Origin of the sequence: Bacteroides sp. D20 (assembly GCF_003436255.1) — a bacterium.
In the GTDB taxonomy this organism is placed as follows: domain Bacteria; phylum Bacteroidota; class Bacteroidia; order Bacteroidales; family Bacteroidaceae; genus Bacteroides; species Bacteroides uniformis.
Genome location: NZ_QSOO01000008.1, coordinates 22,123 through 48,469, shown reverse-complemented (window position 1 = coordinate 48,469; position 26,347 = coordinate 22,123). Strand labels below are relative to the sequence as shown.

Below are 26,347 nucleotides of genomic sequence, written 5' to 3'. Positions count from 1 at the left end.
AAAGTAACTTTATTTTTTCACTAGAAATCAATACAAAATTATGAAAAAACACTATTGTATCCAATCATTTAGGGCAAAAAGTGTCCTGATGAGATGCATGAAAAAAATTCCTCTTGCTATGAGATGCACATTATTTATGTTGTTTTGTTTGGTTGGTATGACTTTTGCCAATGAAGGTTATGCTCAAAAGACAATGGTAAACATTGCTCTTGAGAACAAGACTGTTGATGAAGTACTGACGGAGCTGGAACAAGGTACCGAATTTGTTTTCTTCTACAACAACAAGCAGATTGACGTTAAGCGCCGTATATCGGTCCGGGCAAATAACAAAACCATATTCAAGGTTCTGAATGATGTATTCAAAGGAACCAATATAGGCTATAAGATATTGGACCGTAATATAATCCTTTATGATAAAGCTGTAGGAGCTGATGGGGTACAGATAGCTTTGCAGGCTGCGACGGTGAAAGGTTCTGTGGTCGATGCAACCGGTGAACCGGTGATTGGTGCCAGTATCTTGGTGCAGGGAACTACCAACGGTGTCATAACAGACATTGACGGTAATTTCATTCTGACCAATGTGGGCTCTGATGCTACTCTTATAATAAGCTATGTAGGTTATAAGACACAAAACATAAAGGTTGCAGGCCGAAATTCGTTCAAGATAGTTTTGGTAGAAGATGCTGAGATATTGGATGAAGTGGTTGTTGTAGGATATGGTGTACAGAAGAAAGAATCACTGACCGGTGCCATTGCAGCCATTGGTGCTGATGAAATAGCTACGACCAAGACCGAGAATCTGATTAGCAATATTCAAGGTAAGATGCCGGGACTATTGATTCGCCAGAAAACCGGAGAGCCGGGAACTTTCGACAATATGGTGAGCATTCGCGGTTATGGTGACCCGTTGGTGGTAATTGATGGTATCACGCGTGAAGGTACTGAAGAACTTGCACAGCTGAATTCTGAGGATATAGAAAGTATCTCTATTTTGAAAGATGCTTCTGCCGCTATTTATGGTATGAATGCGGCTAATGGCGTAATCATTGTTACTACCAAAAAAGGTGTGGCCGAAAAGACCAGAGTATCTTACTCGGCATTGTTCGGTATGAAGAATGCCACGGGTATGGAAGAAACGGTAGATGCTTATACTTATCGCATGTTGGCCAATGAAAGGGCACGTAATGACCAGGCTGCCCCTGAATACACTGACGATATTCTGGAACTGTATAGAACCGGGGCTAAGGGTTATACAGACAATAACTGGATTGACATGTTTATGAATAAACTGGCGTTCCAGCAATCGCATACTGTTTCTGTGAGAGGCGGAACGGATAAGGTGAAATATTATGTGAGCTTCGGCTATAATGGCGATAATGGTTTGCTGAAGAGTGGTATCCAATACTATCATAGATATAATCTGAGAAGTAACCTGACTGCAGAGCTTACGAAAGGGCTGAAACTGAATGTGAATCTGTCCGGGCGTTGGGATGAAACCCAAAGGCCGAGAGAGGATTTTATGTGGACTTTTAAGACTTTGATGGTTAATGACCGTGGTATCGGTACTCATACGATTAATAATCCCAATCATTTGTCTGCAATCGGTCCTGAAAACAAGAATCCTTTTGCGTTGGTTGATCCGGATATAGACGGTTATCGCAAGAACAGAGGCCTGACGTATTCTGCCGATGTGGAATTGAATTGGCAAGTTCCTTTTGTAAAAGGGTTGGCATTGAGTCTTTTGGGGTCATTTGACGGTAACAATCGTAACAACTCTTCTTTAAATCGTTCTTATCCGTTGTATGATTATTATACAGATGCGCCTGCCGGTACGGGAGGTAGTACTGATGCTTATTCCAATACGATGAGAATATATCAGAAGATTTATGGCAGGTTGCAGGCTAATTATATGCGTTCTTTCAATCAGCACAATTTGAATGTGACAGCTGTGGCAGAGTTGAACAGTACACGACGCGATGAATTATCCGGTTCCCGGCAATATTCAGAGTTGTTTACTAATGATATTTTGAATCAGGCAAGTCCGGGTACAGCTACCAATTCAGGGTATCGTAGTTTTGGCCGTTTGGCAGCCTATCTGATGCGTGCGAACTATGATTATGCCGGTAAATACTTGTTGGAAGTAGTAGGGCGTTATGATGGTTCTTATCGTTATGCTCCTTCTAAGCGTTGGACGTTCTTCCCGTCGGTAAGTGCCGGATGGCGACTTTCGGAAGAAAGTTTCATCAAGGACAATTTGCCGTTTATTACTAATTTGAAAATCAGGGGTTCTTTTGGACAAAGTGGATATGATGCCGGTGATCCTTTCCAATATGTATCTGCTTATAATTCGGCTTCTAATGGTTATGTTTTTGATGGTGCCAGCCAGATTATGGGTATGGTAGCTCCTGGTGTAGTGACTGACCGGCTTTCTTGGGTTACATCTTCTATTTCCAATGTAGGTCTGGATTTTGACTTATGGAACGGTAAGTTGAGTGGTACTATCGAGTGGTTCAATCGTAAGAATGAAGGCATTTTGGCCGACCGTGCACAATCTGCTCCTGATACATTTGGTGCAAGTTTCCCGAAGGAAAATCTGAATTCTAACCGGAACCGGGGTTTTGAGATTGAATTGGGACACAGAGGACAAATCGGTAAGGACTTCTCATATTCAGTAAGTGCTAATTTTACGTATGCCCGTGAAAGAAGTCTGCATGTGGAACATGCAGAATATACCAGTTCTATGGATAGATGGCTGAATGGAAAGGAAAACCGTAACAGTAATGTGATGTGGTTGTATAAATACGATGGCCAATATACTTCTTTGGAACAGTATGAAACGGCTCCTTTGATTGGTGGGAACTTGGGTAACTCTAAGATGCTTCCGGGTAGTTACAGATTGCTTGACCTGAATGGTGATGGTAGAATTAACAGCAGTGACCGTGTTCCGGAGTTTTGGGCAACCGGTGCAAATCCTCCTATCCAGTATGGGTTGACTTTGGCGGCTTCTTATAAGAATTTTGATCTCAATATGCTGTTTCAAGGAGCTTCCGGTTACTCCATCGGATATGCCAATGATGATGTTTGGGGATATGGTGGCAAGACAAATAAATCTTATTTAATTGCGAAATATGTAGATCGTTGGCATCCTGCAAATATAACAGATGATCCGTATAATCCTGCCACACAATGGGTAGCCGGCTATTATCCGGCATTACGCCACAATTTCTCTAATACTTCGGATAATGGTAGTAGATGGAATTATGGTATTTCCGTTTGGCTTCCGCAAGCTACTTATCTCCGTTTGAAGAGTATGGAGATCGGTTACAATCTGCCAAAATCATTTATGAAAAGAATCGGGTTGAACAGTGCCCGTATCTTTGTCAATGGTTCAAATCTGCTTACGTTCTGTAACAAGGCTTTGAAGGATGCTGACCCCGAACGTGAGGAAAGGGATTGGGGAGCCAACCTGGCATATCCGTTGATGAGAACTTATAACTTTGGGTTAAACATAAACTTTTAATTCTGAAATACCATGAAAAAAAATATTTTATCGATATTCTCGTTATGTGCATTGATGGGATTGTCCGGTTGTAATGCCTTCTTGGAACTTGAACCGCTGGATAAAGTGTCTCCCGATCAGTTATTGGAGACAGAAGGTGGTGTAAAGGCACTATTGGCAAACATATATACCATGATTCCTATGGAAGATTTTAATTATCGTCCGAATGCTGGTTTTAATCAACGCGGTTATGATGGTGTGAATGAAACTACTAATTTAGCATTTCTTACCGACGAAGCTACCCGTAGTGACGGAGGAGTGGATATAGGTTATGAAGGATTCAATTATTGGCCCTATGGAGATATTCGTCAAGTGAATATTTTTATGCAAAATGTAGAAAAAGCCAAAGAAGCAGGAACAATTTCTGTTGCAGATGCGGATCGTATGACTGGTGAAGCCCATTTTGCACGTGCTTATATGTATTATGGGCTTGTAAAAAGATATGGCGGCGTTCCTCTGATTGACAAAGTGCAGGACGATGATTATGCCGATGGTGGACCGGGTGCTGTGGCAGTTCCCCGCAGTACAGAGTTGGATACTTGGAAATTTGTATTGAATGAGTGTACCCTTGCTGCTGCTACCTTGCCCGATGCGACTTCTGGTTCGGATTTGTATCGCGTAACCAAGTGGGCAGCTTATGCGTTGAAGTCAAGAGTTGCACTTCATGCAGCTTCTGTAGCCAAGTATTGGAATCTGGCACCTTTGGCTGGTGAAGCTGTCACTCAGAAACTGGTGGGTGGAATGACTTCTGCCGATGCCGATGCATTCTATAAAGAATGTATTGAAGCATCTAAGTCCCTTATAGAGAATTCCGGTAAATCTCTTTATAAACCTGCTCCGGCTACTGTTAAGGAGGCTGCATCAAACTTCCAGGCCTTGTTCCTGAATGACCAGAATGAAGAGGTCATTTTCAGTAAAGCGTATCTTAATGGAACAACCAATACTAATCAGGGACATAGCTATGCTCAGTTTAATATCCTTCCTCAAGTCAATCCGGGCGCTCTGAAATATGGACGTTTCAATCCGATGTTGGAAATCGTTGATTTGTTTGAAGATTATACGGATGACGGCACGGGAAAAAGTGCAAAGATTGTAACTCGTACGGATGGGAATGAAGATGCTTATATCCCTAATTTCCATAATATGAATAATGCTTCTGTAGTGAACACCTTGATGTCAGTACCTTTTGTTAAATATAACGATTTGTATGAACCGTTTGCCAACAAGGATGCACGTCTGTTGGCAAGTGTGGTTGTGCCGGGTTCATCTTATGCCGGCACTGAGATTATTATCCAGGGCGGATTTATTAAGGACAATAATAGCTATGTGGCTTATTCAAACGAGTCTACTCAGAAAAATGGAACAACATATTATGCTTTAGGAGCCGAAGGTGAAACCATGTTCTCTGGATTTAATAATGTGAACAGTGGTGAGGATGCTAATTGGACTGCTACAGGTTTTGGAGTTCGTAAGTATATGCCCGAGGGCGAGAGCATGTCTCCCGACCGTCTTTCGTCCACTACCTCTTATATTGATATGCGTTTGGCAGAAGTCTACCTGAATTATGCTGAGGCTGTTGTGGAAAATGGTAGTGGATTTGGCGATAAGGAATTGGCTGAGAACTATTTGAATGCTTTGCGACGTAGAGCCGGACATACCGACCGGATATCTTTGACATTAGAGAGTGTTTTGAAGGAACGTCGTGTGGAGATGGCGTTTGAAGGAAAGCGTTTTTGGGATATGAATCGTCGTAGGGAATTCCATACTGAGTTCAGCAATAATAGAATTCGTAAAGCTTTGGTGCCGATGCTTGACTTGCGTGGTGCAGAGCCTAAATATGTCTTTGCAAGGGTGAACTACTTTGGTGACGAAACAAGAGGAGGGCGTACTTTCCAGAACATCAACTACTATAGGGGCATACCTAATATTGCCACGAATGGTTTAGTTCAGAATCCAGGTCATTAATTTGAATAATATTAAGTAGAAAGTTATGAAAAAGATATTGTTATTTGTGTCATGCTTCTTATTTGCATTGACATCTTGTGAAATTGATAATTATGAGGGACCGGATGCTTCCATACATGGTTCTATCCTTGACGAACAGACAGGTGAACTTGTAGGTTCTGATATGGAAAACGGTAATGCAATTAAAGTGAGGGAGCATGGATTTACTAATGCTACGGATCAAACCTGGTATATCACAAATACCGGAGAATATCGTAACAATATGGTTTTTGCTGCCACTTATGATGTTCGTTTTGAAAATGGGAATTTTTATCCATTTGAAGTGAAGGATTTTGTTGTTAAGTCAGGGGATAATGTGTATGATTTCAAGGTTATTCCTTATATTCGCGTCAAAAGTCCAAAAGTAGAAAAGAATGGCAATGTAATTACTGCTACATTCTCGTTGGAAGCTGGTAAACAAGAAGTGAAATTGAAAGAGATTCAGTTGTTTGCTTTTTCAGATATGTGGGTAGGTAACAATGTGAAATTGACGTTGAATGGAGGGACTGATAAGCAAGTGTTTAGTCCGAGTACTGCTATAAATAGCGCTGATATTTATACATTGTCCATCGATCTGGGACAAAATGCTGATGTCTTGAAATACAGCAAGAATTATTATTTCCGTATTGGCGCTCTGGCTGATGTTTCGGGTGTGGGCACTGTACGGCATAATTATGCGCCGGTAGTAGTTATAAAATTGTAATTTATAGCAGAGGGAGACGTTCTGCTTGACGGCAGAACGTCTTTTTTTATCCATACATTAAAAATAAGACCATGAAGAAATTGAACACGATTATTTTAATTTTGCTGGGGATGATATGTACTCAGTTGTATGCTGTACAATTGAATTCGATTTATCCTCTAAAACCCAATGACTCCGAAGCTTTTTATTTCACTCCCGAGAACTATCCTATAAAGGCGGATGGAAAGATGGATGTATCGGATGCTTTGCAGGCAGCGATTAATCAAGTGAAGAAAGAAAAGAATTTCGGAATCCTTTTTATCCCTGAAGGTAAATATAAAATCAGCAAGACCATTTATATTCCTACGGCTATTCGTTTGATTGGCTATGGAAAGAATCGCCCGGAATTTATTCTGGCTAAGAATTCTCCGGGTTTTCAAGAGGAAGTAGCTGATGATAAAGGAAAAGCTAAATACATGTTCTGGTTTACGGGAGCCGTTGTCAAGGAAGGTGAGAAACCCCGTGATGCCGGTGCCAGTACGTTCTACAGTGCCATGTCGAATATCAACTTGCGCATAGAAGATGGTAATCCGCATGCAGTGGCGCTACGCACACACTTTGCCCAACACAGTTTTATCAGTTATGTGGCCGTATACATAGGTAAAGGCAAGGCTGGTCTGTTCGATGTGGGCAATGAGTTGGAAAACGTTGCTTTTTACGGGGGAGATTATGGCATTTATACGACAAAAGCCTCTCCCGGATGGCCGGTAATGATGGTCGACTCTTATTTTGAGGGACAACGTGTAGCTGCTCTTCGTTGTCAGGAGTCCGGTTTGGCAATGGTGAATCTGTATGCCAAGAATGTTCCGGCTGTATTTGATATTGACCCTAATTATTGCGACAAGTTATTTTTGGAAAACAGCTATTTTGAAAATGTAAGTGGTCCGGCAGTGGTGATTACCAACGAGAACAACAGCAACAATCAGATAACCTTTCGCAATGTATATTGTAAGAATGTACCGACCTTGGCGAAATATACCCGTAGCAATACGGCCACCCATGTTGCTCATAAAATCTATAAGGTAAAGTCATACGACCACGGCTTGCAGATGGATAACATGGTGGATATGCCGGAATATGAAACGTTGGTTGATATTGAACCGATACAGAAGATGCCGGTTGCCCAACTGATGGACATCCCTGCACTGCCTGCAATGGCAACATGGGTAAATCTGCGCGAATTCGGTGCAAAGGGAGATGGGGAAACGGATGATACGAAGGCCATCCAGGAGGCTATTGACAAGTACGATAATATCTATGTGCCCCAGGGCTGGTATCGCATTACCGAAACTTTGAAGATGAAGCCCGATACCAAGTTGATAGGCCTGCATCCTTTTGGCACTCAGTTCCGGCTAGACGAAAGTACTGCTGCATTCAGTGGTTTTGGCGGTCCGAAAGCGATGGTGGAATCTTCGGAAGGCGGTGCAAATATGCTGATGGGCATTGGTATCAATACCGGCGGTTATAACTATCGTGCTGTAGGTGTGAAGTGGATGGCAAATGCAGATTCTTATATGAATGACGTGAAGTTTGTAGGCGGGCATGGCGGTTTATGGAAACCTAAACCGGGTGTTGAGGAACCACGTGGCCGGTGGAACAGACCGGCTCGTATCAGTTCTCCCGATAATCCGGTAGCGGCTTCGGGCATGGATCTTGCTTGGGACAACCAGTATTGGAGTCTGTGGGTGACCAACAACGGTGGTGGCACCTTTAAAGATATCTGGACAGCAAGCACATATGCCACCAATGGTTTCTATGCCAACAATACTTCTACTCCGGGGCGTATCTATGCCATGTCCATCGAGCATCATGTAAGAAATGAAGTACGTTTCAGCAAGGTGTCCAACTGGAAGGTGTATTGCATGCAAACCGAGGAAGAGAGCCGCGAAAGTACCGATTGCCAACCGATAGAGATGGACGACTGCAAAGATGTGACCTTTGCAAACTTGTATATGTTCCGCGTTATCCGTGTCAATGAACCGTATCACAGTTCTGTACGTATCCGCAATTGCGAGAACATCGCATTTCTGAACCTGCATAACTATTCTCAGATTAAATATACGAATAACATTGCAGTGTTCGATGTCAACAAAGACATTGACATCCGCCCGTGGGAACTTTCTCGCTTGATTGTAACCGGAAAAGAACCTCATCAGCAATCGTTAGGCAATGAAATAGGTAAGGTGAACCAATTGGCTTCCGATTTGGAATTTGCCGAAGGCATTGCGCGCGACAGTAAAGGTAACATTTACTTCTGCGACCATCGGATGCGTCGTATCTTTAAGTGGTCGGTAGAGACAAATAGCTTGTCGCTGCTGGCAGATTTCCCGTGGAAACCCTCCAACCTGGCTTTTGATTCAGAAGATAATCTATTGGTATTGTTCAGATATGATGCGCAGCCGGGATATCTGATTAATGGTAAGCCGGAGGAAATGCCGGTAATGCCTGATACAAAAGGTACTTCTTTCAGCGGATATGGTAATTCCGCATATACAATGAGAGTCTACTCCATTGACCCGGAAAATCCGGAAGAGACCATCAAACTGTTGCCGCGTGTTCCGATGGGTCAAGTGAAGAACGTGTATAAGGCTCTTTATCCTTCTAACCGTTGGAGAGACTTCCACGATTTCAATGCGGTGTCGGTCTATGTTCCTGAAATGTGCTTCCTGGCACCGGATGGAAAAACTATCATTCCTCATTATTTCGACTTGTCACGTAGTTCTTCCCTGCTGGAAGCCTATCCGGGAAAGCCTTTCTATACATCTGATGAATATGACCGCAGAATGGTGAAGATGGATGTGGCCAATGACGGCACGCTCTCCAACTTGAGCTATTTTGTGGAGCAGGGCGAATTTGGTTCTGCTGTAGATAAGGAAGGGAACTTGTATGTGGCTGACGGAGAAATATATGTATTTGATAAGGATGGCAAGAAGAAAGGGATGATTCGTGTTCCCGAACGTCCGTCCACATTACAGTTTGGCGGTAAGGATGGCAATACATTGTTTGTCACAGGCCGTTCCAAGTTCTTTGGTGTACGTATTAAATAAGGAAAATCCATATTAAAACAATCTGTGTAATGAGAAATTATCAAATAATGAGATACCTGCTGATAGTCTGTTGGATTATCGGTAATATGCCGTCCGGGTGGGCGGCAGAGGGTGGTTCCGCCTATACGCAAAGACCGGACGATCCGGAAGCATTCTACTTTACCCCGGAGAATTACGGCTTCAAGGCTGATGGAAAGTCCGACGTGACCGATGCACTTCAAGAGGCAATCAATCAGGTGAAGCGCGAAAAGAACTTTGGGATACTGTTTCTGCCGGAAGGAAATTATCGTATTAGCAAGACGATTCAAATTCCCTCATCCATTCGGCTGATTGGTTATGGGAAGAAACGGCCGGTGATTTATTTGGGAGCCGATACACCCGGTTTCCAGACTACTCAAAATTATATGATATGGTTTACGGGAGGGCTGGCACAAGAGGGCAGGAAGCCTTCGGATGCCGGTGCAGGTACTTTCTATAGTGCGGTGTCCAATGTAGATTTCCGTATAGACAAAGGTAATCCTCAAGCCGTCGCCATTCGTGCGCATTTTGCCCAGCATGGATTTATCAATCATTGCGACATTCGGATTGGTTCGGGGAAAGCCGGCATGTATGATGTTGGCAATGAACTGGAAGACGTCAGGTTCTATGGCGGTGAATATGGGATAATTTCCTCCAGGACTTCTCCGGGGTGGCCTATGATGATGGTCGATACTTACTTTGAGGGGCAGAGAAAGGCGGCTGTCTATTCAAAAGAGGTGGGATTTGCCATCGTCAATATGCATGTGAAGAATACGCCCGTTGCCTTTGAAATGGCAGAGAATCTGGCAGACCGTCTTCATGTGGAGAATTCGTTGTGGGAGAATATTTCGGAAGCCGGTGTCAGGGTAAGCGTAGAGGGAAATACTTTTTCGCAATTGAATCTGGTGAATGTGGATTGCAGGAATGTTCCCGTACTGGTGGGCTATGCTCAAAGTGGAAAGAAAGTTGCCGGAAAAGCAAAAATGTACAGAGTCAAGGAGTTTACTTACGGTCTGGTGTATCAGGATTTGAATGATGCTTCTTCTTTCAGGGAAATATGTGAAATAGAGCCGGTGGCAAAACTGCCGGTTACACTTGGCAAGGACCTTCCGGTTCTTCCGGCAATGGAGACATGGGTCAATATCCGAGACTTAGGGGCAAAAGGTGATGGCGAGACTGATGATACGGAAGTTTTTGAGAAAGCTGTCTCTTTGCATAAAAACATCTATGTGCCCCAGGGTTGGTATCGCCTGACGAGAACGTTGAAGCTGTCTCCCGGTACTAAGCTGATTGGGCTGCATCCTTTTGGGACTCAATTTCTGTTGAAGGAAAGCGAGCCTGCATTCAGTGGTTTCGGCGTGCCTGTGCCTTTGGTTGAATCTTCCGAAGGCGGCGACGACATGCTGAATGGTATAGGTATTAATACCGGTGCGTATAATTACCGTGCTGTCGGCTGTAAATGGATGGCGGGTGAGCGTTCGTACTTGAATGATGTGAAGTTTGTAGGCGGGCACGGCACCTTGCGCAAACCGGCTCCGAATGTTTCCGGACAGTCGTCTTACCGCAGGGGCGAGCGTCGAATTAGTTCCCCGTCTTCTCCGGTCATGGAGACCGGTAAGGATATGGCTTGGGACAACCAGTATTGGAGTTTGTGGATTACAAACAATGGCGGTGGGACAATTAAGGATGTTTGGACAGCCAGTACGTATGCTGCCAGTGGGCTTTATATTAGCGAAACGAAGACTCCGGGACGTATTTATGCCATGTCTTTGGAGCATCATGTCCGTACTGAAGCCCGTTTCCATAATGTGGCCAACTGGAAAATTTATGCTTTCCAGTTTGAGGAAGAAGGTCGTGAAGGGCCTGATTGTTATATGGCAGAAATGTCCAATTGTCAAAATATCGAAATGGTAAATGTGTGGATGTATCGCGTTATCCGTGCCTTTATGCCGAAGAGGATAGGTTTCCGCATATGGGATTGCAAGAATATCACTTTCCGTAATATGCACAATTATACGCAGATATTGCCAGTCATAGAGTTTCCTATATATGATATGAATAAGAAGTTGCCCGTTTATTCGTGGGACTTTGCCCGTCTCACTGTTTCGGGTAGCGAGAAGAGCCTTCGCCCTTCCTGCACGGTCATGGACAAGCCTGTGAAGCTGGCTACCGGTTTTGAACTGGCCTCCGGAGCTACTACCGACAGTAAAGGAAATATCTACTTCTGTGAAAACCGTCTGAAGAAAATCTATAGATGGTCGGCAGACACGGAGCAGATTACTTTGATAGCCGATTATCCCTGGAAGCCTTTTACATTGACTACTGATACGCAAGACAATCTGCTGGTTATTTTCCGCTATGACCCTCAGCCGGGTTATCTGGTGAACGGCAAGCAGGAAACGGTAGTGCGCTTGCCGGATGATAATCCGATGTACAGTGGTTGGGGTAACAGTGGCTGGAGTGCTTGGGGGTATTCTTTTAATCCGGATAACGTGGATGCTACGATGAAGCCTATGCCACGTGTCGTTACAGCCGGTATGAAGAATATACAGAAAGTCATTCACCCTTCCAGTCGTTGGAGAGGTGACTTTGACAAGGTGGTTGCCAGTATGCCTGAGTATAGTTTTGTCGCTCCGGATGGCGTGACAATTATTCCGGATACCTATGATTTGGGGCGTTCTTGTGCTTTGACTGTTACAGTTCCCGGTCAGTCAGAACCGGTTTATATTGTAAATGAGATGAATAAAACGACAGTACAACTTTCCGTTGGTGGGGATGGCCGTTTGACAGAACAAGGAATAATATGTCCTTATGGCCAATACAGTAATGTGACCGATGCTGACGGAAATGTCTATGTTGCTGATGGTGAAATATTTGTCTATGACAAATATGGTAAAGAGCAGAGACGTATTCAGATAGAAGAACGCCCGATTTCCTTGGCAATTGGTGGAAGGCAGAAGGATATGCTTTTTGTTACCACCTCAAGTTCTTTCTATGGAATTAAGATACGTTAGGTATTGTATAGGTAAAAAAGAATTAGCCCCTGCGGTCGTTTTATATCGCAGGGGCTAATTTATTATAAGAAGGTCTCTTTTCCTTATAGGCTGATTGTTTGGAATATTATTTTTCCAGCAGCTCTTTCAGAAAAGAATCCAGTTCCTCATCCAATCCTTTCAGTAGCTCTTCATTGACCAATAGAGTATCATCATCCATCAGCAACAGTTCTGCTATTGTTTCTCTATCATCATCCACCAGTACAAAAGAGAATGGTTTCAGAATAGTCAGCTTGTCGAACTTTCCTTCATTTTTCATGTTGCAGAGCAGTGAGGACAAGATACGCTCTACATTTTCGTAGAAATCATCCCCCTCGTATGTCATCCATTCTTCAATGGAAGTATTGGCAAGCTCTTCATCTTCATCATCAAAGATAGACAGTTCGCCCGAATTCTGATTCGGTTGCAGATGAATGTCTGTAACGATAGTCTGTTCGCAACCGCAGGTGTATTTGCCGATTGCTTTTTTAAGAGTGTCCTCCAAGAGTGCTAATGACGATTGACTGAGCTTCATAATAACTTTCTTTTCTTAATGGTTGTTCAAAGGTATAAAAAAAACGGTTATCTCTGCATCATTTGACTAAAAATCATCATCAAATCTGTTCATTTGCATGTTCAGGCGTGCCATTCCCTCTTTTCGTTTCTCCAATTCGTCTACATACATGCTGATAAAGATGTAATAGGAGATGGTTCCATCATGTATTTCGCCTGTCTCTTTTTTGTCTGTCTTGCTTTTCTCACGGGCAAGGGTTTGCGCTTTTAATGCCCATTCCAAGGCAGTATCTATGCTGTCTTGCATTTCGTAGCCCAAAGCGGTGTTATAGGCTGCATACATTTTCTGTTTTCCTTTTTTTGTTTCGTAGGTCTGCTTCCAGAGCTCTACTGCTTTACTCCAATTTTCTTCTTTGGCATATACGGCTGCGTCACGCATATTTACAGAACCACCACTGAAGAGATAGCGGTTACCAGTTTTCCAATAAGGGAGTAGATGTCTTACCGGAACCGTTCCTGCAAATTCAGATGCTTGCTTCACCATGTCTTCTTCGCTGATGAGGCGGGAACGTACTGACGCTTCACCATTTCCTGCCTCTTCCCAGAAAATACTGTCATTGCTGTTGACGGTCACCATAGGACCTTTGCGGTTAGGTAAATATATTCTGACGGTAGGATATACCTTTACATCCACTGTGCCGAGGAACACACCCCAGTCGGGCATATAACTTATCTTGCGATTGGAACGCATTTGTATGTTTTCCAGGGCTATCAGGAAATCTACGTCCAAATTCTGTGTAAGTTCCAGTACTTCATCTCTCGATAATGTGCTTTCGCGGGGATTGATGTCTTTACTCCGGAGGGCAGAGTCGCATATCACAACCTCTTCAAAGTAGTTTTCGTTGGCAAGGGCCTCTGCAAGGGATTCGGTTGTTATTGCGGCGTCTCCATTGTAGTAGTTGGTGAGGCGTGCCACCTCATTCTCGCTTTTTTTCTGTTCTTCCTCACTGATGATGAGTTTGTTGTCCGGTACGTTTGGCATGTTGTTGACAACAGCCACACGTTTCAGTGTTGCCGGGAAACTGACTTCTGCCGGAAGCATATAATCAATGGACAGTTGTTCTACACTCTGGCAGCTGCCTAACAGCAGAGACCCCATCAATAACAGACAATAGTGATATTTGGTCATAGTCTTTGGTTTTGTTCTTTGGAGCAAAAGTACTCTTTTAGCTGAATATTCAAAAGCTGGAACGAATAAAAAATGTGATAATGTGGTAGGAGAAAAAGTGATAGGGTGATAAAAGATACCTGACGGTATCATCTTATCACCCTATCGCCTTATCATTTTATAGCTTTACTTTATGCATTCCTTCCGTGGCAGTTTTTGTATTTCTTACCGCTTCCGCAAGGACAAGGATCATTGCGTCCTACGGTCTTCTCGGCACGGATAGGTTCGCGTCTTGGTTGTTCACGTGTATCTTGTGCCGCAGCGGTCTGCTGGTTCGGGTCATTCAAATCAACCTTCTGTTCGCGATACTTGCTCATATCCTGGCGTTGTTCCGGAGCAGCCTGGCGCACCTCTACTTGACGGGGAGCCTGGGGAGCCTCAGGGGCTTCAGCCGGAGCCTCTTGTACCGGGATTTGTCCACGCATCAAGATAGAGATAGTCTGATTATTAATCTTATTCACCATGGCATCAAACAAGTTCACAGATTCCAGCTTGTAAATCAGCAGCGGGTCTTTCTGCTCGTAACTTGCATTCTGCACGGAGTGTTTCAGCTCGTCCAGCTCGCGCAGGTTTTCTTTCCATGCTTCGTCGATGACGTGCAGCAAGATGGATTTCTCGAATGACTTCACCACCTCCTTACATTCTGTCTCATAAGCTCTCTTCAGGTTGCAGGAGATGTTGTACATACGTTTTCCGTCTGTGATGGGGATAAGTATGTTTTCGTACATGTGTCCCTGCGTTTCGTATACTTGTTTGATGACCGGATAGGCTATCTGTGCCATACGTTCTGTCTTGCGTTTGAAGAGTTCCATGGCAGCGTCAAAAGTTCTGTCTGCCAGTTTTTCTTTCTTCTCATTACGGAATTCCTCTTCGGTGAAAGGTACTTCCATGGCAAGTGTCTGGAGCACATCCATCTTGCAGTTTTCGTAGTCGGGCGCTTCAATGGCATTGGCACAACGGTCCCAAATCATGTTCACGATATCCATGCCGATACGTTCGCCCATCAAAGCGTGGCGGCGTTTGGTGTAGACTACTGTACGTTGCTTGTTCATCACGTCGTCATATTCCAACAGACGCTTACGGATGCCGAAGTTGTTTTCCTCAACTTTCTTTTGCGCACGTTCAATGGATTTGGAAATCATGCCGTGTTCAATCATTTCACCTTCTTTGAAACCCAGTTTGTCCATTACACTGGCAATGCGGTCACTGGAGAACAAACGCATCAGGTCATCTTCCAAAGATACGAAGAATACAGAAGAACCCGGGTCGCCTTGACGTCCTGCACGACCACGTAACTGACGGTCCACACGGCGTGATTCGTGGCGTTCTGTACCGATGATGGCAAGACCGCCTGCAGCTTTCACTTCCGGACTCAGCTTGATGTCGGTACCACGGCCGGCCATATTGGTAGCGATGGTTACAGCACATTTCAAACCGGCAGTAGCCACAATATCCGCTTCCTTCTGATGCAGTTTGGCATTCAATACACTATGTTCAATCTTACGCATGGTAAGCATTTTGCTCAACATTTCAGAGATTTCAACAGAAGTGGTACCCACCAGTACGGGGCGTCCTGCTGCCACCATTTTTTCTATCTCTTCGATGACTGCTTTATATTTTTCACGTTTTGTCTTGTAAACGCGGTCATTCATGTCATTACGGGCAATGGGGCGGTTAGTCGGAATAACCACTACATCCAGTTTGTAGATGTCCCACAACTCGCCGGCTTCTGTTTCTGCCGTACCGGTCATACCGGATAGTTTGTGGTACATACGGAAATAGTTCTGTAATGTAATGGTGGCAAAAGTCTGGGTGGCAGCTTCTACTTTCACGCCTTCTTTGGCTTCGATGGCTTGGTGCAAACCGTCAGAATAACGACGTCCTTCCATGATACGTCCCGTCTGCTCATCCACAATTTTCACTTGGCCGTCAATTACCACATATTCGTCATCTTTCTCGAACATGGTGTATGCCTTCAACAGTTGGTTGATGGTATGCACACGTTCGCTTTTGATGGCATAGTTGGTCATCAGGGCATCCTTCTTTTCAAGGCGCTGTTCGTCTGTCAGCTCTGTTTCGTTTTCCAAGGCAGAGAGTTGCGCTGTGATATCGGGGAGTACGAAGAAAGTGGGGTCCTCTACATTGCTACTAATCAAGTCTACGCCCTTGTCAGTCAAATCCACGCTGTTCATTTTCTCTTCGATAACGAAGTACAGCGGGTCAGTCACCTCGTGCATGCGCTTGTTGTTCTGCTCCATGTAGATTTCTTCGGTCTTCAGCATACCGGCCTTGATGCCTTGTTCGCTGAGGAACTTGATGAGTGCCTTGTTCTTGGGCAGGCACTTGTGACTGCGGTACAAAGCGAGGAAGCCTTCTTCCTGGTCTTTCTTATCGTTCGATGCAATCAGGCGCTTGGCATCGGCCAGGTATTGGGTAGCCAGTTTTTTCTGAGCTTCTACCAGACGTTCCACTTGCGGGCGGAGCTGTTCGAAGAGTTGGTCATCGCCTTTGGGAACCGGTCCGGAGATAATCAGCGGAGTACGGGCATCATCAATCAATACTGAGTCCACCTCATCGACAATGGCATAATTATGTTGGCGTTGTACCAGGTCTTTGGGGCTGATAGCCATGTTGTCACGCAGGTAGTCGAAACCGAATTCATTGTTTGTACCGAACGTGATATCTGCCAGATAAGCTTTGCGACGGGCATCAGAGTTGGGCTGGTGCTTGTCGATGCAATCTACACTCAAACCGTGGAACATGTAAAGAGGACCCATCCATTCGGAGTCACGTTTTGCCAGATAGTCGTTCACTGTTACCACGTGCACGCCGTTACCAGTCAGGGCATTGAGGAATACCGGTAGGGTAGCTACCAATGTCTTACCTTCACCGGTTGCCATTTCGGCAATCTTACCTTTATGTAGAACCACACCACCGAATAGCTGTACATCATAATGTACCATGTTCCATACAGTATCGTTACCACCTGCTATCCAATGGTTCTGGTAGATGGCTTTATCGCCTTCGATGCGTACAAAGTCTTTAGTGGCAGCCAGTTGGCGGTCAAAATCGGTAGCTGTAACCACTATTTCTTCATTTTCAGAGAATCGTTTGGCTGTTTCCTTTACAATAGAGAAAGCGGTGGGTAATACTTCGTCCAGCGCTTTTTCATAAATCTCCAATATCTCTTTCTCGATTTTGTCGATTTGGTTGAAGAGGTCTTCGCGTTTTTCCAGTTCGGTATCTTCAACGCTGGCTTTCAGTTCTTCCACTTTGGCGCGTTGTTCGGCTGCCGAATCGTGGATGTAGGCTTTCAGTTCTTCTGTCTTGGCGCGTAGGGCGTCGTTGTCGAGTTTGGCTACTTCCGGGTAAGCGGCTTTGATTTTCTCCACCCACGGTTGTATTTCTTTCATGTCGCGTGTGGATTTGTTGCCGAAAATCGAGCTTAAAAATTCATTAAATCCCATTATATATTTGTTTTTATTATTATTGCTGAGTTAGTTGAGCGTGCAAAGTTACTGATTTCTATACAGATTATCCAGATTTGCACAGATTATTTTAGAATCAAAAGTCAAGGGGAGATGCTGTACTTGCATTAGGGGCGCGGATGCGCATTACACTTGCCAAGGTAGGGGCAATGCGGTCAATACTGATGGGGGTACGGATGGTTTCAGCCTTCATTCCTCCTCCCAATAAAATGAGGGGAGCAGGAATATCGGCCGTACGTACTACACGGTTATCAGTACTATTTTCCTGCATGATAGTCCAGCCCGGGAGTATTTCAATGAGCAAATCGCCAGAGCGCTTGCGATGAAAACTATTGCGTATACGTTCTATTTGCGGTGACCAGGGGCCCAAAAGCAGGCGATGAGCTGAATATACTTCGCTCACGCCACTAAACTGAACCAGAAATTCGGTAGATTTTTCTTGAATTTCAGTCAGGCTCAACTGCTTGTTCTCAATAAGTTTATGGTTGAGATAGATTTGTTGGTCATAATAAGCTTCCACATATTGTCCCTCGCCATAGGATGCCATGAGGTACATGTTTAGCAGGGCGGCACAGCGGTTCAGGTAGAATTCACCACCCGGTATCCGGTATACGCCCGGGTCGGCTGCTTCCGGGTCGGCATAGCCGGTGGAGGTGATGCAGAAAAGTACGTTGTGGAGCCCAACTTTACGTTCTATGAGCTCTAATAAGGAAGCTATACTACGGTCCAGTCGCACGTAGGTGTCTTGCATTTCCATGGCACATTCCTGCGTACTTCGGTGGTTATAATTTCCTGCGTAGTAAGTCAGCGATAATAGGTCGGGCACGTCATCTTGTCCGATAGTGCTCTTATTCAGCAGCTCTTCGGTCAGCAGGTTGACTTCCTCATTGATGAAAGGGCTGGTTATCAAGCGGCGGAACTTGTTTGTCCGTTCACCATCCAGCTTGTATTTGAATGGCTCGTTGCGCCATTCGGGCAGAAATGTATAGTTGGTAAAAGGAAGTGCAGGTGTCCATACCATATCCTTGATACGGTAGTCAGGAGATTTCCGGTCGTTGTATTGGCTCAGCCACCACGGAAATTCATTATAATAAGTCGTACTGCACCATTTTCCGGTATTGTTATTAAGCCAGAAAGCACCGTTCCCCGCGTGCCCGGCACCCAATATGGCGGCATCGCGGAAAGGCGCGATGGCATAGACCAGACCTTTGTTGCGGGTAGCTATTTTCAGCTCGTCGGCAATAGTAGAGGTCAGTAATTGGGAGGGGGAAGTGCTTTCGTCGGTATAGTTGCCCATGAAGTTGGGGTCTTCTACACAGTTTATGGGGCGTAGTGTACCTGCATCCAGCCACTGCTCTGCAATGATGCCGTTCATGGACGGTGTTGTCCCGGTATAGATGGCGGCAATGGCCGAGGCTCGGTCCGTTCCGCAAAAAGGAAATTCTGCTTGACGGAATACTTTACCTTCACGCAGTAAGCGCTTAAACCCCTTTTCTCCGTATAAGGACGAAAATGCTTCCATATAGTCTGTACGCAACTGGTCAATGGTCAATGTTACCACCAGCTTTGGGGAGGCAGGCAGCGGTTGGGCTTGCAGACCACTGAATGTAAGTGCGAGTATGGAAGTTATCAGTCCTTTTTTCATTACTTTCGTTTGTATGTTAGAATGAGGTTGCTTGCAGAACGTATCAGCAAACACAGTGCCAAAGGTAATACTGCTGGCGGAATTCTCTGCGGAATTATTGTCCAAAGCCCTATAAAAAGTGTTAAAACTACAAAATCAACCAGCATATAGCGGCTTATTCCCCTTTTTCGTACCCTGGATAGCATGAATGGAAGGCAGAAAAGGTGAAATGGATGGAATACAAATAATATATAATTGGGACTTACTGCCGGATGCTGTGAGAATAGTGCTAAAAATGCCAGTATACATCCAGCCATTCCGGCAACCAAGAAGAGTATGAGGTCTATGCCCCAAAGAGTTTTCCCTCTTCGTATGCCGTAAATGCTGATGCCTGCTACAAGTATCAGTAATAGCGAAGCCGACTGCATCGGTGTGATGCCTCTGCTGACGAAGTCGGCTGGTGTTTTACCCGTTACTACGATTTTTTCTTCTTTGGCAACCAGTGGCCGTGCTTGTCCTTCTTTGTCCACAATCTGCGCTTTATTGAAATACTCCTGCATGTAGAAGGGGACGAACATTGCCAGCCGCCGGTTGATGGGTTCGTCTGCTTTGCTGCCCATGCATAGGTCCATGCCGAAACGTGACCACAAATGGCCTTCACTGTATTTATGCAGCAAATCCCTGAAAGAGATTCCCGTACTGTTAGCAGTCATATTGTCAGCGTATTGCAGAGTGCCGTTGATGGCACGCTCTATCTGGTCCCGCGGGCGGGTGGCACAATTGTCGTAGAAAAAATTGTAGCGGTATACTCGGTTTTCAGGGCGGTAGTTCTCTGTCAATAGTGCTATCAGGCGTTCTTTTTCCTCTTCTGTTAGGTTTAACGTTTGTTGCCAGACATCGCGTCCCAGATAGTTGTATTCGGCGGCGAAATGCTCATAATCGGTTACTCCAAGTTGATAATCCGTTTCTCCCAAGGCAAAACGGAAGATGAAGTTAGGGGCGTTGAAGTTGAACATGCCGTAATTGAAGACGGCGTCAATGCCACGTGTATAGTTCTCGTACCGTATGGCAGTGTGTCCGAATAGGGAATAAATCTCTCCTCCTGCAGCGCAAGTCAGTAGGCTGACGCGTACGGAGTCTGTTGCAGCAGTCTTTTGCTGTTGTGTCACCTGGGCATTTGCTGAAGGCAAACAGAAGAAAAAGATTGCTATATATATATGTATAAGTAGGCTTCGTTTCATGCTGCAAACTTACGGAAAAAACTAATATTATCCCAATTTGTGATTAGGAACTAAAGCGGTTATTCGCGTTATCCCGGTCATCTGTGTCCGAAGAATCTTTTTTAATTATGAACTTGATACAATTCTTAATTCGCATTATTGGTTGTTTTGAATCAACTGTCGAGTACGAGTGGTAGGTATTTTCTATTTACAAACGATACGGGTGCAAGAAATAGTGGTATATTGAACCTGATTCAGTCGTATACTGAATGCCATTCAATCGTATACTGAATAGGGCTCAGTCGTATACTGAATGTAGCGCATTTAGCTGTATTGATAATCAGGTGGTTGTGGTATGATGTTGCGGCTTTAATAAATCTCAACAGAATGTAGAAGTGGCATTGTGGTTGTTTGGTGTGGATGTGAATAAGAATTCTTGTGCAGTTGTTCTTCTAATAAAGAGATGGTTTCTGCTGAATTTCAATATTAATGTTATATCTTTGCGCCGCTAAATTTATGCAATACGGTGAATCTCATTATTGATATAGGAAATACAATCGCCAAGATGGCGGTGTTTGATGGTGGACGTATCGTGGAGGTGGTGTATGACTCCAATCTGACGTTGGAACGGTTGCCTGAAGTATGCCGTACATATACGATTGAAAAAGCGATAGTGGCTACTGTCATTGATTTGAGTAGAGAGGTGTTGTCGCAACTGGAAGATATGGCTGTCCCCATTCTGTGGCTCAATGAAAAGACTTCTCTTCCGGTAGAAAACCTCTATGAAACTCCCCGGACGCTGGGGTATGATCGTATGGCGGCGGTGGTAGGAGCCAATGAGCAATTTCCTGGCAGGGATATACTGGTGATTGATGCCGGTACCTGTATCACTTATGAGTTTGTCGATGCTGCTGCCCGCTATCATGGCGGGAATATCTCTCCCGGCCTGCAGATGCGTTTCAAGGCGCTTCATCAGTTTACCGGACGGCTTCCAATGGTGGCTCTTGAGGGGCGGATGGTGCCCATGGGGAAGGATACCGATACGGCTATCCGTGCCGGAGTACTGAAGGGTATTGAATATGAAATTTCAGGTTACATTACGGTTATGAAGCATAAATATCCTGAACTTTTGGTTTTTTTAACGGGCGGGGATGATTTTTCTTTTGATACAAACTTAAAAAGTATCATCTTTGCAGACAGATTTTTAGTGTTGAAAGGATTAAATAGAATTTTAAACTATAATAATGACAGGCTATAGACAAACACTGTTAGTGCTCTTGCTCACGATATTATCAGGAGCGGCAGTCGCTCAAAATAATACAAATTCTCCCTATACACGATATGGATATGGACAGTTATCTGAACAAGGCTCGAGCAACAGTAGGGCGATGGGTGGTATTGCCTATGGTTTACGGGACAAGTATCAGACTAACTTTGCTAATCCTGCATCCTATACGGCGGTAGATTCGCTGACTTTTATCTTCGATGGAGCAGTCTCTCTACAGAATACAAATCTCAGTAACGGTACTCTGAAACGAAATGCCAAGAATTCCAGTTTTGACTATATCACGATGCAGTTTCGTGCAAGTAAATGGGCTGCCATAAGCTTGGGGTTGCTGCCTTATTCAAACGTTGGATACAGTATGGGAGAATATCGGGAAGATACGGAATTTCCAGACAAATCTACTACGGTAAGCTATTCGGGAGAAGGAGGCTTGCACCAGCTTTATTTAGGTGCCGGTTTTAAAATAATTAAAAATCTTTCTGTCGGTGCGAATTTTTCGTATCTTTGGGGAGATATAACAAGAACCGCTGCGGAGACCTTTCCGTCCAGTTCAAGTGTATTTCCTATTACAATACAGTCTAATGTGGCTGTAAAGAGTTATAAGTTGGATTTTGGAGCGCAGTACACTCACCAGTTTGGGAAAAAACATGTTGCAACGTTGGGAGTTGTCTTTTCTCCGGGGCATGATCTGAGTAACGATGCGTACGAAGTTACGCAGACTGGTAATAGCAATACGGGAGCTACTTCGGTAACAAGGGATACTGTCGTTACTTGTGGCATTCCGACAACATTTGGCGCAGGTGTGACCTACGTGTACGACAACCGACTGACTGTAGGCGCGGATGTAATGTTCCAGAATTGGAGTAAAGTGAGTTATATGAACAATGACGAGGCGTTTTGCGACCGTGGAAGAATATCCGTTGGTGCAGAGTATCTGCCGAATCCTATGGGACGAAGTTATTTGTCTCATGTGAAGTATCGTTTGGGAGCTTATTATTCCAAACCTTATTATAAGATAGACGGTGTACGTGCCGCTGATGAATATGGCGTTACTGCCGGTTTTGGATTGCCCATACCGAGAACCCGTTCCGTATTGAGTCTTTCTGCACAATACGTGCGAACCAAAGGAACCCAAGCAGCGTTCTTGAACGAAAATACATTGCGCATTTGTATCGGAGTAACCTTTAACGAACGTTGGTTCTTCAAGCGTAAAGTGGATTAATGGAAATTGAATAGACAAAAATATAACAACTAAAATTTAAATACAATGAAAATTAAGACGCTTGTGGCTGTCTTGCTCCTTTCGGGTGGAGTGACCAGCACTTTCGCACAGACTGAAAATTGTAATTCGAACAGTAGTATCTCTCATGAAGCAGTGAGAGCTGGTAACTTTAAGGATGCATACGCTCCTTGTATGGCTGTATTGAAGGATTGTCCTACACTGCGGTATTACACATTTACAGATGCTCAGAAGATTTTAGTGGGTTTCTTGAGTCAGATTAAGGATAGAAATTCTGCTGATTACAAGAAGTATTTTGATGAGTTGATGGATGTATATGATTTGAGAATGAAGTACATTCCTGAATTCATTGGTAAGGGAATGAAGGGTGTGCCGAGTGTGGCTGATGCCTTGGGTGCCAAAGCTGTGGATTATCTTCAGTTCGCTCCTGCTCCGGACCTTAATACGGCTTATAATTGGCTGAAAGAATCTGTTCATGCTGAAAAGGGTGGTTCCAAAGGTGCGGTGTTGCACTATTTCCTGGATACTTCCATGCAGAAGGTAAAGGCTGATGATAATCATACCGACCAGTTTTTCCAGGATTATATTGATGCTTCCAAGTATGCAGATGACGCACTTGCTGCTGAAACCAAGGAAGCTAAGAAGGCTAACTTGCAAGCTATCAAGGATAACCTCGTGGCCATGTTCATTCAGAGTGGTGTAGCTGATTGTGAATCTTTGCAGAATATCTATGGTCCTAAGGTGGAAGCAAGCAAGACTGACTCCGCTTTCTTGAAGAAGGCATTGAACATCCTGAAATTGATGAAGTGCAACGAAAGCGAAGTTTACTTCAAGGCATCTGAGTACATGTATCAGATTGACCCGACTGCCGATGCAGCTGTAGGTGTAGCATACATGTACTATAAGAAAGGTGACTATGACAATGCCGTGAAGTATTTTGATGAAGCATTGGCTAAAGAAACTGATAATGACAAGAAGGCTGAAATGGCATACGCTACTGCCGCAGCCTTGATGCAGGCCAAGAAACTCTCTCAGGCAAGAAGCTACTGCCAAAAGGCTATGAGCTTTAAGGAGAACTATGGAGAGCCTTATATTTTACTGGCACAGCTTTACGGCTCCAATCCTAACTGGACCGATGAGCCTGCTCTGAATAAGTGTACTTACTTTGTAGTAATTGACAAGCTGCAGAGAGCTAAAGCTGTAGATCCTTCAGTTACAGAACGTGCTAACGAATTGATTAGTACTTATTCCCGCCACACTCCCCAGGCTAAAGACCTCTTTATGTTGGGTTACAAAGCTGGTGACCGTATCACTATCGGTGGATGGATAGGTGAATCTACAACTATCAGATAAAATCATGTTGCTACAACCCATCAACATTGTTTATCATAAAAATGCGAGCATAACCATTGTCCTTGGGGCAATGGTTATGCTTCTTTTATTTTCTTCGTGTTCCGGGAAGAAGAAGGAGCTGGGAGATGCCATTACCGAGCGTGACTCTATGGCAGTGATGGATACCCGCGGGGTGACTACACTGGTTTCTGATTCCGGTGTAACGCGTTACCGCATCAATACGGAAGAGTGGCTGGTCTTTGACCGGAAGAATCCTCCTTACTGGGCTTTTGAAAAGGGGGTCTATTTGGAGAAGTTCGACTCTATCTTCCAAGTGGAGGCAAGTATCAAGGCTGATACAGCCTACTTCTTTAATAAGGAGGAGTTGTGGAAACTGATGGGGAATGTGCATATACAGAATTTGAAAGGTGAGCAGTTTGATACAGAGCTGCTGTATTGGGACCAGCGGGCACAAAGAATTTATTCGGATGAGTTTATCCGTATCGAGCAGCCTGACCGTATCATTACGGGACATGGCTTTGAATCCAATCAGCAGATGACTGTTTACACGATTCGCAAGCCGGAGGGTATCTTCTATGTTGACGAGGAGACTGCCGCAGCAGACAGCTTGCAGACTGATACCATAAATTGATAAAATGGATACCGTTATTTTTTTATTGATAACCATGGCTTTCTCTGCTTTCTTTTCAGGAATGGAGATTGCCTTTGTTTCCGTAGATAAACTGCGCTTTGAGATGGAAAGGAAGTCAGGCGTCACTTCCGGTATCATTTCCTATTTCCTTCGCAACCCGAATAACTTCATCTCGACCATGCTGGTGGGTAATAACATCGCGCTTGTCATTTATGGTATCTTGATGGCACAAATCATAGAGGTGAATCTTCTTGCCGGAATTATTTCCAATCATTTTGTAATGGTGTTGGTGCAGACTGTAATTTCCACTCTTATTATTTTGGTAACCGGTGAGTTCTTGCCGAAGACTTTGTTTAAAATCAATCCCAATCTGATGCTGAGGGTATGTGCCATTCCTTTATTCATATGTTATGTCATTCTGTTTCCTGTTTCAAAGTTTGCATCGGGATTGTCGTATCTGTTCCTTCGGATATTTGGGATGAAAGTAAACAAGGAGGCGTCGGCCAAGGCTTTTGGCAAAGTGGATTTGGATTACTTCATCCAGTCGAGCATAGAGAATGCGGAAAGTGAAGAAGAACTGGATGCAGAGGTAAAGATATTCCAAAATGCGCTTGACTTTTCGAATATAAAGATACGCGACTGTATTGTACCGCGTACAGAGGTGGTAGCTGTAGATCTGACCACTACATTGGAAGAATTGAAATGTCTTTTTGTGGAGTCGGGTATTTCCAAAATCATAGTATATGATGGAAATATAGATAATGTGGTGGGATATATTCACTCGTCGGAGATGTTCAGGAATCCGGTGGACTGGAGGAATAACGTGAAGGAAGTGCCTATTGTACCCGAAACGATGTCGGCCCACAAACTGATGAAACTGTTCATGCAACAGAAAAAAACGATTGCTGTAGTGGTGGACGAATTCGGTGGTACGGCGGGTATCGTCTCTTTAGAGGATTTGGTGGAAGAAATTTTTGGCGATATTGAGGATGAGCATGATAACACATCCTATGTGTGTAAGCAGTTGGGTGAACGTGAATATGTGCTTTCGGCCCGTCTGGAAATAGAAAAGGTAAATGAGACTTTCGGGCTCGACCTGCCGGAATCGGATGATTATCTGACAGTGGGCGGTCTGATTTTGAACCGTTATCAAAGTTTCCCGAAACTGCATGAAGTGATTGAAGTGGATAATTATCAGTTTAAAATAATCAAGGTAACAGCCACTAAAATTGAGTTGGTAAGACTGAAAGTCATTGAATAATTTCATTTAGGCGTAATTTTTTAAAGAATAAATGGATGCGTATTAGCATTTTTTGTATCTTCGTGCGCTAAAATGAACATGTTAGGAAAATAATAATAAACA

The 26,347-nt window shown here is 44.2% G+C and carries 15 protein-coding genes; 10 read left to right on the top strand and 5 right to left on the bottom strand.

Annotated features, from left to right (window positions below; translation table 11 throughout):
* The first annotated feature begins 118 nt into the window (after window positions 1-118).
* The 5 genes from DXD78_RS10020 (at window position 119) to DXD78_RS10000 (ending at window position 12,384) form a co-directional block, all read left to right on the top strand.
* Window positions 119-3,520 carry a TonB-dependent receptor gene (locus DXD78_RS10020; protein ID WP_034529659.1) on the top strand — a complete coding sequence of 1,134 codons (3,402 nt, stop codon included), beginning with the start codon at window positions 119-121 and terminating at the stop codon, window positions 3,518-3,520.
* Window positions 3,521-3,532: 12 nt separating this feature from the next.
* Window positions 3,533-5,524 (top strand): RagB/SusD family nutrient uptake outer membrane protein, encoded by a 1,992-nt coding sequence (locus tag DXD78_RS10015; protein WP_005831973.1) that lies wholly within the window; start codon window positions 3,533-3,535, stop codon window positions 5,522-5,524.
* Between the two features lie 25 nt (window positions 5,525-5,549).
* The gene (locus tag DXD78_RS10010; RefSeq protein ID WP_005831972.1) at window positions 5,550-6,266 is read left to right on the top strand and encodes a DUF3823 domain-containing protein; all 717 of its coding nucleotides are present in this window, start codon (window positions 5,550-5,552) and stop codon (window positions 6,264-6,266) included.
* A gap of 71 nt (window positions 6,267-6,337) precedes the next feature.
* Complete coding sequence (locus DXD78_RS10005; protein ID WP_034529551.1) at window positions 6,338-9,352, top strand: glycosyl hydrolase family 28-related protein; 3,015 nt, start codon at window positions 6,338-6,340, stop codon at window positions 9,350-9,352.
* 29 nt (window positions 9,353-9,381) lie between these two features.
* Window positions 9,382-12,384: a glycoside hydrolase family 55 protein gene (locus tag DXD78_RS10000; protein ID WP_034529554.1), complete on the top strand. Its 3,003-nt coding sequence runs from the start codon at window positions 9,382-9,384 to the stop codon at window positions 12,382-12,384.
* Window positions 12,385-12,490: 106 nt separating this feature from the next.
* On the opposite strand, the gene DXD78_RS09995 is transcribed toward DXD78_RS10000, so the two are convergent.
* The 5 genes from DXD78_RS09995 to DXD78_RS09975 form a co-directional block, all read right to left on the bottom strand.
* Window positions 12,491-12,937, bottom strand: coding sequence for a hypothetical protein (locus tag DXD78_RS09995; protein WP_005831967.1), 447 nt, complete (start codon window positions 12,935-12,937; stop codon window positions 12,491-12,493).
* Window positions 12,938-13,003: 66 nt separating this feature from the next.
* Window positions 13,004-14,104 carry a DUF6340 family protein gene (locus DXD78_RS09990; RefSeq protein ID WP_009038084.1) on the bottom strand — a complete coding sequence of 367 codons (1,101 nt, stop codon included), beginning with the start codon at window positions 14,102-14,104 and terminating at the stop codon, window positions 13,004-13,006.
* Between the two features lie 170 nt (window positions 14,105-14,274).
* Window positions 14,275-17,610: a preprotein translocase subunit SecA gene (gene secA / locus DXD78_RS09985; RefSeq protein WP_009038085.1), complete on the bottom strand. Its 3,336-nt coding sequence runs from the start codon at window positions 17,608-17,610 to the stop codon at window positions 14,275-14,277.
* 97 nt (window positions 17,611-17,707) lie between these two features.
* On the bottom strand, window positions 17,708-19,276 hold the full coding sequence (locus DXD78_RS09980) for an alkaline phosphatase family protein (RefSeq protein WP_009038086.1): 1,569 nt from the start codon (window positions 19,274-19,276) through the stop codon (window positions 17,708-17,710).
* The gene (locus DXD78_RS09975) at window positions 19,276-20,496 is read right to left on the bottom strand and encodes a DUF4105 domain-containing protein (RefSeq protein WP_009038087.1); all 1,221 of its coding nucleotides are present in this window, start codon (window positions 20,494-20,496) and stop codon (window positions 19,276-19,278) included. Before DXD78_RS09975 ends, DXD78_RS09980 begins: the two co-directional genes overlap by 1 nt.
* 505 nt (window positions 20,497-21,001) lie before the next feature.
* On the opposite strand from DXD78_RS09975, the gene DXD78_RS09970 reads away from it, so the two are divergent.
* From DXD78_RS09970 to DXD78_RS09950, 5 genes are read left to right on the top strand one after another with little or no spacing between them, the layout of a single operon-like run.
* Window positions 21,002-21,733 carry a type III pantothenate kinase gene (locus DXD78_RS09970; protein ID WP_005831955.1) on the top strand — a complete coding sequence of 244 codons (732 nt, stop codon included), beginning with the start codon at window positions 21,002-21,004 and terminating at the stop codon, window positions 21,731-21,733.
* Window positions 21,720-22,982, top strand: a complete 1,263-nt coding sequence (locus DXD78_RS09965; RefSeq protein ID WP_005831954.1) for a hypothetical protein — start codon at window positions 21,720-21,722, stop codon at window positions 22,980-22,982. The genes DXD78_RS09970 and DXD78_RS09965 overlap by 14 nt, the downstream gene beginning before the upstream one ends.
* A 45-nt stretch (window positions 22,983-23,027) precedes the next feature.
* The gene (locus DXD78_RS09960; protein WP_005831953.1) at window positions 23,028-24,353 is read left to right on the top strand and encodes a M48 family metallopeptidase; all 1,326 of its coding nucleotides are present in this window, start codon (window positions 23,028-23,030) and stop codon (window positions 24,351-24,353) included.
* Window positions 24,354-24,357: 4 nt separating this feature from the next.
* Window positions 24,358-24,984, top strand: a complete 627-nt coding sequence (lptC, locus tag DXD78_RS09955; RefSeq protein ID WP_005831952.1) for an LPS export ABC transporter periplasmic protein LptC — start codon at window positions 24,358-24,360, stop codon at window positions 24,982-24,984.
* Window positions 24,985-24,988: 4 nt separating this feature from the next.
* Window positions 24,989-26,245, top strand: coding sequence for a hemolysin family protein (locus DXD78_RS09950; RefSeq protein ID WP_005831951.1), 1,257 nt, complete (start codon window positions 24,989-24,991; stop codon window positions 26,243-26,245).
* Window positions 26,246-26,347: the final 102 nt, after the last annotated feature.